Annotated in this window: 13 protein-coding genes; 10 read left to right on the top strand and 3 right to left on the bottom strand. The window is 69.0% G+C overall.

The annotated features are described in order from the left end of the window. Positions 1-13: 13 nt before the first annotated feature. The 7 genes from ACFTS5_RS08920 (at position 14) to ACFTS5_RS08890 (ending at position 6,281) form a co-directional block, all read left to right on the top strand. A complete protein-coding gene (locus ACFTS5_RS08920) occupies positions 14-1,027 on the top strand; it encodes a hemin ABC transporter substrate-binding protein (protein ID WP_378629071.1) in 1,014 nt (337 codons plus the stop codon). A gap of 31 nt (positions 1,028-1,058) precedes the next feature. Beyond that, the gene (locus tag ACFTS5_RS08915) at positions 1,059-2,180 is read left to right on the top strand and encodes a FecCD family ABC transporter permease (protein ID WP_378629069.1); all 1,122 of its coding nucleotides are present in this window, start codon (positions 1,059-1,061) and stop codon (positions 2,178-2,180) included. Continuing rightward, positions 2,177-3,040 carry a heme ABC transporter ATP-binding protein gene (locus ACFTS5_RS08910; RefSeq protein WP_378629067.1) on the top strand — a complete coding sequence of 288 codons (864 nt, stop codon included), beginning with the start codon at positions 2,177-2,179 and terminating at the stop codon, positions 3,038-3,040. Before ACFTS5_RS08915 ends, ACFTS5_RS08910 begins: the two co-directional genes overlap by 4 nt. A 200-nt stretch (positions 3,041-3,240) precedes the next feature. Beyond that, on the top strand, positions 3,241-3,573 hold the full coding sequence (locus ACFTS5_RS08905; protein WP_378629065.1) for a VOC family protein: 333 nt from the start codon (positions 3,241-3,243) through the stop codon (positions 3,571-3,573). An 81-nt stretch (positions 3,574-3,654) separates the two neighbouring features. Continuing rightward, entirely contained in the window at positions 3,655-4,230 is a 576-nt protein-coding gene (locus ACFTS5_RS08900; protein WP_378629064.1) for a TetR/AcrR family transcriptional regulator, read from the top strand. A 68-nt stretch (positions 4,231-4,298) separates the two neighbouring features. Then, positions 4,299-5,087, top strand: a complete 789-nt coding sequence (locus ACFTS5_RS08895; RefSeq protein WP_378629062.1) for an SDR family oxidoreductase — start codon at positions 4,299-4,301, stop codon at positions 5,085-5,087. Between the two features lie 87 nt (positions 5,088-5,174). Then, entirely contained in the window at positions 5,175-6,281 is a 1,107-nt protein-coding gene (locus ACFTS5_RS08890) for an asparaginase (RefSeq protein WP_378629059.1), read from the top strand. 5 nt (positions 6,282-6,286) lie between these two features. Here ACFTS5_RS08890 and ACFTS5_RS08885 read toward each other — a convergent pair whose 3' ends face one another. From ACFTS5_RS08885 to ACFTS5_RS08875, 3 genes are read right to left on the bottom strand one after another with little or no spacing between them, the layout of a single operon-like run. Further along, complete coding sequence (locus ACFTS5_RS08885) at positions 6,287-8,365, bottom strand: MMPL family transporter (protein WP_378629057.1); 2,079 nt, start codon at positions 8,363-8,365, stop codon at positions 6,287-6,289. A gap of 19 nt (positions 8,366-8,384) precedes the next feature. Further along, positions 8,385-8,918 (bottom strand): hypothetical protein, encoded by a 534-nt coding sequence (locus ACFTS5_RS08880; protein ID WP_378629055.1) that lies wholly within the window; start codon positions 8,916-8,918, stop codon positions 8,385-8,387. A 6-nt stretch (positions 8,919-8,924) separates the two neighbouring features. Then, positions 8,925-9,281: a hypothetical protein gene (locus ACFTS5_RS08875; protein WP_378629053.1), complete on the bottom strand. Its 357-nt coding sequence runs from the start codon at positions 9,279-9,281 to the stop codon at positions 8,925-8,927. A gap of 168 nt (positions 9,282-9,449) precedes the next feature. Between ACFTS5_RS08875 and ACFTS5_RS08870 the strand changes: the two genes are divergently transcribed. The 3 genes from ACFTS5_RS08870 to ACFTS5_RS08860 are packed head-to-tail and all read left to right on the top strand — an operon-like array spanning position 9,450 to position 11,795. Beyond that, positions 9,450-10,457, top strand: coding sequence for a YncE family protein (locus ACFTS5_RS08870; RefSeq protein ID WP_378629051.1), 1,008 nt, complete (start codon positions 9,450-9,452; stop codon positions 10,455-10,457). Continuing rightward, positions 10,457-10,708, top strand: coding sequence for a DUF5703 family protein (locus ACFTS5_RS08865; RefSeq protein WP_378630001.1), 252 nt, complete (start codon positions 10,457-10,459; stop codon positions 10,706-10,708). Before ACFTS5_RS08870 ends, ACFTS5_RS08865 begins: the two co-directional genes overlap by 1 nt. Before the next feature lie 7 nt (positions 10,709-10,715). Continuing rightward, positions 10,716-11,795: a quinone-dependent dihydroorotate dehydrogenase gene (locus ACFTS5_RS08860; RefSeq protein WP_378629048.1), complete on the top strand. Its 1,080-nt coding sequence runs from the start codon at positions 10,716-10,718 to the stop codon at positions 11,793-11,795. The last annotated feature ends 2 nt before the right edge of the window (positions 11,796-11,797 follow it).

Raw genomic sequence — 11,797 nt, 5'->3', positions numbered from 1 at the left:
TAGCCTTACCTACATGAAACTGCGTGGTGTGCTGACGGCGATGCTCGCGGCGACGGTACTGACCGGCGCCGTCGCTTGCACCGGAAGCAATCCTGCATCGACTGCCAATTCCGGTGGGCCGGTGACAGCCCAGCTCGCCGACCTCGACCCCGTGCCGATCGGACCCGCGCCGAGTCCACGGTTGCCGGTGACGGTGAAGTCCCATGACGGCACCGAGGTGACGATCGCCGACACCTCGCGGATCATCGCCGTCGACCGGTACGGCACCCTCGCCCAAACCGTGTGGGCCCTCGGACTGGGCGCGAACCTCGTCGGTCGCAGTACCTCGGCGTCGTTCCCCGCCGTCGCGTCCGTGCCCAATGTGGCCGGCGGCAACGGCAGCCTCAGCGTCGAAGCGGTCCTGAACCTGCGCCCGTCGGTATTCCTCACCGACACCACCAGCGCGGCCCCCGCCGTACGCGAGCAGCTACGCGCGGCCGGGGTGACCGTCGTCTACTTCGACCCCGATCGCAGCATGGACGGTGTCGTCCCGCAGATCGAGGCGGTGGCCACCGCGCTGGGCGTTCCCGAAGCGGGCAAGCAGCTCGGCGCGCGCACCCACGACGAAATCGCCGCTGCGACCGCCCGCGTGCCCGAGCAGGATCCACAGCCCAAGATCGCCTTCCTGTACCTGCGCAGCGCCGCGATCACCATGATCGCCGGGCGCGGCTCGGGCGCTGATTCGCTGATCACCGCGATCGGTGGCGTGGACGCGGGCACCGCCTCCGGGGTGAACGAACCGTTCGTGTCCATCACCAGCGAGGCGATGATCGCCGCCGCCCCCGATGTGTTGCTGGTGATGTCGGACGGGCTGAAATCGGTGGGCGGGGTCGAGGGACTGGAGAAGGTGCCCGGCATCGCCCAGACTCCGGCGGGCCGCAATCGACGCGTGGTCGACATGTCCGACGCGGTGATCCTCAGTTTCGGTCCCAACACCGGCCGCGTCGTCTCCGCACTGTCCGACGCCGTCTACGGCAAATCGGCATGAGCGCTCAGCAGTCGTGCCGGGCGGACCCCGCATGAGCGAAGTTCCCGACCTGACCAAAGCCGCGGACACCCCGCGGATCACCGACGCCACCCCCGATCCCCTGCCGCCCACGGGGCACCGGGGCACGCGCGTGACCGTTGTGTTCGCGGTGGCGTTGCTCGCCCTGCTCGTGCTGGCGCTGGTCTCAGCGGTGCTCGGGCAGGTCCCCACGACCGCCGCCGAGGTGCTCGGCAGTGTGGCGCACCGGATCGGCCTGGACATCGGGCCCGTGCCCGCGCATCCGGCCGGTGAGGTGACGCTGTGGGAGGTGCGGTTTCCTCGGGTGGCCCTCGCCATCCTGGTCGGGGCTTGCCTGGCGACAGCGGGTGCGTTGTTGCAGGGGGTGTTCGCCAATCCGCTCGCCGAACCCGGCGTCATCGGGGTCTCGGCCGGTGCGGCGGTCGGAGCGGGCACGGTGATCGTCGTCGGCGGCGCGTTCGTCGCCGCGTGGTCGGTGGCGGCGGCCGCCTTCGTCGCCGGGTTGATCACCACCGCCCTGGTCTATGTGCTGTCGAGGTCGAACGGACGCACCGAAGTGGTGACGCTGATCCTCACCGGTGTCGCGATCAACGCCTTCGCCGGCGGGTTGATCGCGCTGCTGCTGTTCGTCGCCAGCCCCGCCGCGCGGGATCAGATCGTGTTCTGGCAGCTCGGCAGCCTCAACGGCGCCACCTGGCAGTCGGTGGCGGTGGTGGCGGCGCTGGCCTCGGTCGGCATCCTGGCCGCGATCCTCATCGCACCACGCCTGGATCTGCTCGCGCTCGGCGATTCCGCGGCCCGCCACCTCGGTGTCGACGTGGAGCGGCTGCGCAGGCAGGTGATCGTGGTGGTCGCCGTGCTCACCGCCGCGGGCGTGGCGTTCAGCGGCATCATCTTGTTCGTCGGCCTGATCGTGCCGCACCTGGTGCGCATGATGGTCGGCCCCGGACACCGGGTGCTCGTCCCACTCAGCGCGATCGTGGGCGCGGTGGTGCTGCTGGGCGCCGACGTCGTCGCCCGCACGCTGGTCCACAACGCGGACCTGCCACTGGGCATGCTCACCTCCCTGATCGGCGGCCCGTTCTTCTTCTGGCTGCTGCGCCGCACCCGCGCCCGTGCAGGAGGCTGGGGATGACCGACACCACCCGCGAGCGCCGCGCCTGCTGGCGTTCGCTGTTCGCACGGACCCCTGACGTGCCCACGCGCCCGGAGCTCGGCACCGTCACCCTGCGCGCCACCGGGCTCACCGTCGAGCGGGGCGCCCGTACCGTCCTCGACGAGGTCGACTTCCAGGTCGCGGCCGGCGAGATCGTCGCGCTCGTCGGCCCGAACGGCGCGGGCAAGTCCAGCCTGCTCGCCGCCCTCGCCGGTGAACTCGAGCCCAGCGCCGGCGCGGTGAAACTCGAAGGCCACGCGCTCTCGCACTGGACCCCCGCCGACATGGCCCGCCGCCGCGCGGTGCTCCCCCAATCGCACGCCGTGGGCTTCCCGTTCACCGCGCGTGAGGTCGTCGCCATGGGCCGTGCCCCGTGGCTGCACACTGCCGCCGCCGGCGACGACGACGCCCTCATCACCGCGGCACTGGCCGCCACCGACGTCACCCACCTCGCCACGCGCGTGTTCCCGTCGCTGTCGGGCGGCGAGCGTGCCCGGGTGGCCCTGGCTCGCGTTCTGGCTCAGGACACCGCCACCCTGCTGCTGGACGAACCGACCGCCGCCCTCGACCTCGGGCACCAGGAAGCCGTCCTGCGCTTGGCTGCCGCCCGCGCTGCCGAGGGCGCCGCTGTGGTCGTCGTGGTCCACGACCTGGGGGTCGCCGCCGCCTACGCCGACCGGGTCACCGTCTTGGACGCGGGACGCGTCGCCGCCGACGGACCCCCGCGCGAGATCCTCACCCGCGAATTGCTCACCACCGTTTACCACCACCCCGTCGACGTCTTCGATCACCCGACCACCGGCGCCCAGCTCGTCTTGCCCGAACGCGGTCACCCCTGACGCGACGGGTTCGTCCTGATCGACCGCGACCGTGCTGAGGAAGCGTCGACACGCGGGCTTCGGCAGCGACGGAGGGCTGAGCGGGGCTGAGTAGGCTGGGCGCCGAGGTCATTCGTCCACCGCGGTCACCATCGCACACGACGATCGGTCCCACTCGTCGCTCGCGAACGTGGCTCGCTCCTATCGCAAGAGGAGATCCGATGAGCCCCACCATCGCCAGCGTCGTCATCCCCGTATCCGATCTGGCCGCGACGAAAGCCGTCTACACCACCCTCTACGGCGAACCCCACACCGACGAGCCGTACTACGTCGGCTGGGCGGTCGGAGACGTCCAGATCGGCCTCGATCCCAGCGGTGACGTCGCGGCGGGTCCGGTCGCCTTCGCCGGAGTCGACGATGTGGACAAGGCCAGAGCAGCGGCGATCGCCGCGGGCGCGACCGAACGGACCGCCCCGCGCGAAGTCAGCCCCGGCGCCCGTATCTGTGTCCTGGAAGACACCGACGGCAACGCTTTCGGCATCATCGGCAAGTAGCGCACGAGATCGTGGCACGCACGGCCACGATCTTCGGCCCGAATTATTGACCTACAGGTATAGAACGTCTACCGTCGAGATATGGCCCGGCCCCAGAACTTCGACACCGACACGGTCCTCGACCGTGCGATGGACCAGTTCTGGACCCACGGCTACGCCAACACCTCCCCCGCACAGCTCGCCGAAGCCACCGGCATCGGAAAAGGCAGCCTGTACAACACCTTCGGCAGCAAACGCGCCCTGTTCGACATCGTTCTCGACCGCTACGGCCGACTCGGCGTGGCCATGGCCGAGGACTACATGTCCCGGCCCGGAACCACCCGCGAGTGTCTGCGCGAATACCTGCGCGCCGCGGTCGATCTCGACATGGCCTCGCCGACCCGACGTGGCTGCCTCGCTGTCAACACCGCGGCAGAACTCGGCGGTCACGACGCGGCAGCCACCGCGGTGTTGCGCGGCATCGAACAGCGCATCGTCGCCACCCTGGCCGCTCGTATCGACCAGGGCCGCCGCGACGGCGACGTCGACCGTGAGGTGGACCCGAATTCGATTGCGGCCCTGTTGTTCACCGCCAGCGCGGGCCTGCGTCTCATGGCGAAGACCAACGATGCCGCCCAGCTCTACCACCTCATCGACGTAGCACTGACCACCCTCTGAAACTCTCGTCCCGCCAGCACTTTTCGCATGCCCTAATTATTGACCTGTAGTTCAAGAAAGGTACGAGCATGGATCTCGAACTCACCGGCAAGACCGCCGTCGTCACCGGAGCCTCGCGCGGCATCGGTCTGGCCGTCGCCGAAACACTCGCCGCAGAGGGCGTGCGCGTCGTCGGCGCCGCACGCACGATCACTGCCGAGCTCGACAAGGTCGCGGCCGCGACGGTCGCCGCCGATCTGGGGACCGCGCAGGGCGTCACCACGGTCATCGACACCGCGCTGGAGGAACTCGGGGGCATCGACATCCTGGTCAACAATGTCGGCGGCGGCGACCCGGATCGGCTCACGCTGGCCGGGTTCCTCGACACCACCGACGACCAGTGGCACCACTTCCTCGACATCAACCTGTTCAGCGCGATCCGGGCCACCCGCGCGGCGCTACCGAGTCTGCTCGACCGCCGCGGCACCATCATCAACGTCTCGTCCATCAACGCCCACCTGCCCGCGGTGGGCCCCACGGGCTACAGCGAAGCCAAAGCCGCCCTCACCTCCCTCGGCAAACGACTCAGTGAGGAGTTCGGCCCGCAGGGCGTGCGGGTCAACACCGTCTCCCCCGGCCCCGTCGGCACCAGGATCTGGCGCGACGAACACCGCATCGGCGCCAAACTGGCTGCCGCCCAGGGCATCTCCCACCAGCAACTGCTCGAGGCGCTGCCCGAACAGTTCGACATCGCCTCGCGCCGGATCTCCGAAGCCGACGAGATCGCCGCGCTGATCGCCTTCCTCGCCTCGGCCAAGTCCGCCAACATCCTCGGCGCCGACGTGGTGATCGACGGCGGCATCATCAAGACGATCTGATCTCACTCGCGCAGTACCTCGGTATCGGATCGAGGTACCGCGCGGGAGGGATGTGGTCGGGCATGTGGCGTTCCTAGCGTGAGTGACATGCCCACAGTCTCGAAAATCGCCGCCACGATCGCTCTCGCCGGAACCGTCGCCGGTGCCGGAATCGGTGTCAGCTCAGCCGACTCCGCACCGGCCGGTGCCGCGCAGCGAGTCGCGGTGATCGGCCTCGGCGGCACCATCGCGGGCACCTCCGACCGGCGCACCGACCTCGAAACCTATCGGCCGGGCACCCGCCCGATCGCCGAACTCGTCGACTCGCTGCGCCCCGAAATCGGTGATGTCGCCGCCGTGACGACCGAGGACTTCGGGCAGAAGGGATCTGGCGAATACACCGTCGCCGACCTCTACGACCTGGCGCAGCTGGTCGAACGTCGCCTCCGCGACCATGATTCGGTCGTGGTCAGCACCGGCTCGGCCACCATGGAAGAACTGAGCTACTTCCTCGACCTCACCGTGCGCAGCACGAAACCCGTGGTCGTGACCGGGGCGATGCGACCGTGGACCGCGATCGGCAGCGACGGACCGATCAACCTGTACAACGCGATCCGCCTCGCGGCGAGCAACCGCACCACCTGCTTCGGCACCGTCATCGCCCTCAACGAGCAGATCCTGCCCGCACGCGACGCCACCAAGACCGACTCGACCCGCGTACACACCTTCACCACCCACGAATACGGCGACCTCGGCACCATCGACCAGGCGGGCATCCGTGTGCAACGCGCCCCCGCCCGCGTCCAACGCTGCGACGACCCCGCCCGCTGGACGACCCCGTTCGACCTCACCACGATCCCCCGCGACACCCTCCCGCGTGTCGACATCGCCCACAGCTACCTCGACGCCCCCGCCGAGGCGATCACCGCCGCCGTCGCCGCGGGCGCCAAGGGCATCGTGTTCGCGGGCACGCCGTCTCCGAGCCAGGCCAACGCCGCGATGGCGACCAAGGGCATCGCCCTGGTCGCCACCAACGGCTACGGCTCGGGCGCGATCACCGTGGACCCGAAGACGGGCGTCGTCAGCGGCGGCGACCTCGCACCGAAGAAGGCGCGCCTGCTGCTCCTGCTGGCCCTGGCCGCAACCGCCGACCACGACCACGACCACGACCAGATCGTGGCCTGGTTCCGCGATTACGGCAATCAGCAGTTCTGAGCGGGCTATTTCCAGATGATCTTCAGCAGGGCCGGGGTGAGTACCATCCGGATGATCGTGGCGTCGATGATCAGGGCCACGATCATCCCGTAGGCGATGTATTTCATCAGCACCAGATCCGAGAACCCGAACGCCCCGGTCACCACGATCAGGATCGCGGCCGCCGAGGTGATCACCCCACCGGTGTGGGCCACGCCGTAGCGGATGGACTCCGCGGCATCAGCGCCCGCGGCCCGTTTCTCGGCGATCCGCGACAGCAGGAACACCTCGTAGTCGGTGGACAATCCGAAGATCACCGTCACGATCAACGCGACCACCGCGAACATCAGTGGTCCCGGCGTGAACTGGAATGCCCCGGACCCGTGCCCTTCCACGAAGATCCAGGTCAGCACACCCAGGGTCGAGACCAGGCTGAGCGCGCTCATGGCGACGGCCTTCACCGCCAGGACCACCGACCGGAACGCCACGATCATCAATGCCAGCGCCGCCGCGATCAGGATCGCCAACAGCAGCGGCAACCCGTCGATCAACCCGTTGATGCTGTCGCGTTCGAGCGCGGGGATGCCGGCGACCATCACCTGCACGCCCGGCGGGGCGGGCAGCGCACGCAGTGCGTCGATCACGCGGTCGGCGTCGCGTTTGTCGCCGAGCCCGGCGGAGAGCACGTTGACATTGTCCTTGGTCGCCGCCGCGGGTTCGAACCGCCCGGTGAGTCCGGGAACCTGGTTGGCCTCGAACCGGATATCGCTCAACTGCTGGGGTGAGGCACCGACCACGATCAGTTTCAGCGGTTCGGTGCGAAAACCGGGAAACAGGTGATCGAAGTCTTCCTGGGCCACCCGCGCGGGGTTGTCGGCAGCCAGGTACTTCTCGCTGATCCCACCGAACTCGATGTGGCGCAACGGAATACTCAGCGCCAGCAGTCCGAGCACGATCGGGATCACCACCGCCCACGGCCGTCGCATCGCCCACTGCGCCAGCCGGGAGAAGAACCCGGCATCGATCTCGGCTTCGGTCTTGCTGCGCGAGAAACGTTTCCAGCCCAGCCAGTCGATACGGTGGCCGGCGATACTCAAGGCGGCGGGCAGCGCGGTGACCGACAGCAGCGCCGCCAGCATCACCGCGGAGATGCCGCCGTAGGGCACCGAGCGCAGCACCCCGTTCGGGAAGATGAACAGCGCACCGAGGCTCAAAGCGATGATCGCCGCGGAGAACAGCACCGTGCGCCCCGCCGTGGCGACGGTCCGCGCGGTCGCGTCCTCGACCGATCGCCCGGCCGAGAGTTCCTCCCGGAACCGGGTCACCGTGAACAGTCCGTAGTCGATCGCCAACCCGAGCGCGACCAACGTCATCACCGCGCTGGCGAACACGTTGACCTCGATATGGGCGGTGAGCACCCGCAAGATCCCGGAGGTGCCGAGGATGGTGAGCCCACCGATCAGCACCGGCAGCAGTGCGCCGATCACCCCGCCGAACACGAAGTACAGCAGGATCGCCACGATCGGCAGGGCGATGATCTCGGCGCGCTTGATGTCGTGCTGCATCCCGATGTTGATGCCCTCGACCACCGGCTGTAGCCCTGCCAGCTGCACTGTCGTCCCGCCGGGCCCGGCGCCGGGGACATCGGCGTGCAGGTGGGGCTTCAGCGCGAGGTAGTTGTTGACCGTCGCGGTTCCGCCGCCCCCGGCCAGCCCGATGCTGGCGAAGGCGTGCTGTTTGGTCGGGTCGGAGGCATTGGCGGAGAAGGGGCTGTCCCAGTAGCTGTCGATCTTGTGGATGCGCTCACCGTGTTGTTTGCGCAGGTCGGCCAGAGCGGCCGTCACCGGTCCGCGGACGGCGGGATCGTCGACAGTGGTGCCGGGTGGGGCGGTGTAGATGACGATCAGATCGCCGTCGGTGTCGCGGCCGAAAGTGTCATCGGCCAGTTTGGACGCCGCCACCGACTGACTCGACTCGTCGAACCAGCCCTCCTGGGTGTAGCGGTCGGCGAGGTCGCGACCGAACCACCCCGAGATCAGCACGGTCAGCACGAAGAAGCCGAGCACGAGGAATCGGTGGCGGTAGACGAACCTGCCCCACCGCACGGATCGAGATTCGCGCATCTCAGCCGCAGGCGGCGGTGCGGTAGTCGGCCGAGCGCAGGATGCCACACAGGTCGGTGCGCGAGATCTTCCACTTACCGTCGAGCAACACGAAATGCACGATGGTGGTGCGCACGTTGGTACCCGAACCGTCCTTGTCCAGGCGCATGGTGGCGGTGAGTGTGCCGTCACGGTTGTCGAAGACCGGGTCGACGACGCCGTACACCGCGTGGGGGTTGTCGCGCAGCGCCTTGTACATGTCGGGGATGGCGTCGGAGAACGCGGCGCCGTCTTCGATCAGTTCGGTGCGTTCGACATCGGGCAGGCCCGGGTCGAGCGCGCGTTTGATTTGCGCGTCGAGCTGTTGGGCGGTCGGCAGCGGCACATTGGCCTTGCTGGCCGAGGTCGCGACGGAGGAAGCGAGGGAGGCGTTGGCCGAAGACCGTGCGGCGTCGACCGAGGCCTCGTCGGTGGTTCCCGCGCACGCGGCGAGGGCGACGAGGGCCGTGAGGCAGGCGGTGGCCGCAGCGGCCCTGGCGGAAAGTGTGGAAGACATCACCATCTACATACCATCAATGACGGCACTGATCCGCCCCAGGATGGCGCGAACTGTGGAGATGTCACTGGTTGCGGGCGCCTCGACAGGGTCGGCGTCGAGGAGCAGATCGCGCACGAAGGCGCTGACGCTGCGTTCGTCGCCGAGGTCGATGTCGGTCACCTGAGCCTGGGCTTGGGCCACCACGTCATCGGATCTGGGCACCGCGTCGCCCAGGTCGGCACGATAGATCTGCACCGTGAGGGTGGCGCGGTGGGTGCGGAAGGCGAAGGGGTGACCGTCGTCGGTGGTGCCGAAGCCGTGGGCGAACGGTCCCACGGAGATGTCATCGATGCCGAAACCCGCTGGTGTCCGGTCGGTCATCGTGGGGATCTCCTGCCGTTGCATGGCAATCAATTGCTCGACACGTCAACAGTAACGCGCGTCACCGACAGCTCCGACGCCAGATACCCGGTCGGAGCTACTGGTGAGTCATCATGGTCAGATGGTGATCAAGGCAGTCACCTCGTGCGGATTGAAGGAGTTCGGTGCATGCGCCCTCGTGGCTCGGTCGCCTCTGCGTTGGTCGGCGCGGCGGTTTTGGTGGTACTGACCGGGTGCAGCGGTGAAGACGGCGGCGCCGATGTGCCGACCAGGGCGCCGGCGACCGCGGCGGTCTCGCCCGCCGCGGTCGATCCCGCGGGGCAGGTCTTCGCCGCGGTCGCGACCAAAGCACTGCTCGCCGAACGCTCGACCGGTCTGCTCGCCGCCCTCGATACCGCGGGCACCACGCTGTCGCTGATCGACCCCGCCGCTCCGGCAACCTCACGTGCGGTCGCCCTCCCCGCCGCCGGCGCGTCGCTGGCCCAGGGCAAGCCGGGAGAGGTCCTCGTCGCCGCCCCCGACCGGGTTCTGCGGGTAGACGCGGGCACGGGCGCGCTCACCGAGACCGCTGTCGCCGGTGACGTGCACAGCGTGCACACTCGCACCGACGGCACACTCGTCGTCGGTACCGCCGACGGCACCGTGCGCGAACTGAACGCCGACGGCACCGTCACCCGCACGATCACCGGCCTCGTCTCGGCCGACGCGATCGCGGTCACTGGCGAGAACATCACTGTGCTCGACCGCAAGCAGACCGCCGTCGTCGCGGTGGGCGAGGACGCGCTCGGCTTGATGCTGCGCGCCGGCGACGGTGCCACCAACGCCATCACCGACCCGCACGGCCGCATCATCGTGGCCGACACCGCGGGCGGTGAACTGCTGGTCTACACGGCCGGTCCGCTCGTGCTGCGCCAGCGTTTCCCGGTATCATCATCGCCTTACGCGCTCGCTTACGACTCGCGGTCGGAGCTGGTGTGGGTGAGCGCCACGCTGAGCAACGAGGTCGTCGGCTACGACCTGTCGACCGGCATCGGTGTCGAGGTGGCCAGGCTGGCGACACTGCGCCAGCCCGACGCGATCACCGTCGACGAACGCACCGGCGACCTGTTCGTCGCCTCGGCCGCGGGCGATGGCCTGCAGCGGATCGGCGTGCAAGAGCAAAAGAGAGGGCAGTGATGGCCACACCTCGCAATGCGCGCTCGGCGCTACCGTCGAGCTGGGAAACCAGCAACGACGACTACGAATACGTACCCCTGCGGCTGCCACCCGAGGTCAACCGGGTCACCGCCTCGATGCGACTGGCCATCCAGGCCGAATTCGGTGGCTGGGAGTTGTCCCGGGTACGCGCCTACACCGACGGCAGTCGCCGGGTGCTGTTGCGCCGCCGCAAGAATGCCGTCCTGCCTGTGCCCGAACCCGGATTGTGAGCCGACCATGTACGCCCTCCTGTTACGCCTGATGTTCCTGATCCCGCCGGAGCGGGTGCATCACCTGGTGTTCGCCGCGCTGCGTTTCGCCACCTGGTTCCCGCCGACGCGCTGGCTGGCCCGCAAGCTCACCGTGGTGCAGGATCCGATCCTGGCCACCACCGCGTTCGGTGTCGACTTCCCCGCGCCGCTGGGTCTGGCCGCCGGTTTCGACAAGAACGCCGACGGCGCGAATGCCTGGGGCACACTGGGTTTCGGTTTCGCCGAGATCGGCACGGTCACCGCGCACGCCCAGCCCGGCAACCCCGCGCCGCGACTGTTCCGGCTACCGGCCGACCACGCCCTGATCAACCGGATGGGTTTCAACAACCACGGTGCCGCCGCCGCGGCCGCTCGCCTGCACGGCGCGCGCCCCACTGTCCCGATCGGCGCGAACATCGGCAAGACCAAGGTCACCGAACCCGATGCCGCGGCCGGCGATTACGCGACCAGTGCCCGATTACTCGGTCCGCTCGCGGACTTCGTCGTGGTCAACGTGTCCTCCCCCAACACCCCCGGCCTGCGTGACCTGCAGGCCGTGGAGTCGCTGCGCCCGATCCTGCAGGCCGTGCTCGACAGTGTGTCGGTGCCGGTCCTGGTGAAGATCGCCCCCGACCTGTCCGACGACGACATCGACGCCGTCGCCGACCTCGCGGTCGAGCTGGGTCTGGCGGGCATCGTCGCCACCAACACCACCATCCGACGCGACGGCCTGGCCACCCCGACAGCCGAGGTCGAAGCCATGGGCGCGGGCGGGCTGTCGGGCGCCCCCGTGGCCGAACGCGCCCTGGAGGTCCTGCGCCGCCTCTACGCCCGCGTCGGCGATCGGGTGGTCCTGATCTCGGTGGGTGGCATCGAAACCCCCGAGCAGGCCTGGGCCCGCATCCTGGCCGGGGCCACCCTGCTGCAGGGCTACACCGGGTTCATCTACGGTGGCCCCTTCTGGACCACGCGTATCCACAGCGGCATCGCCGCCAACCTGCGCGCGGGTGGTTACGCCCGCCTGTCCGACGCTGTCGGCGCCGAGCACCGCGCCCACTCGGCCTGAGT

The organism is Nocardia sp. NPDC056952 (assembly GCF_042674185.1).
In the GTDB taxonomy this organism is placed as follows: Bacteria; Actinomycetota; Actinomycetes; order Mycobacteriales; family Mycobacteriaceae; genus Nocardia.
The sequence above is the reverse complement of the archived record's forward strand: the minus strand, read 5'-3'. Positions and strand labels throughout refer to the sequence as shown.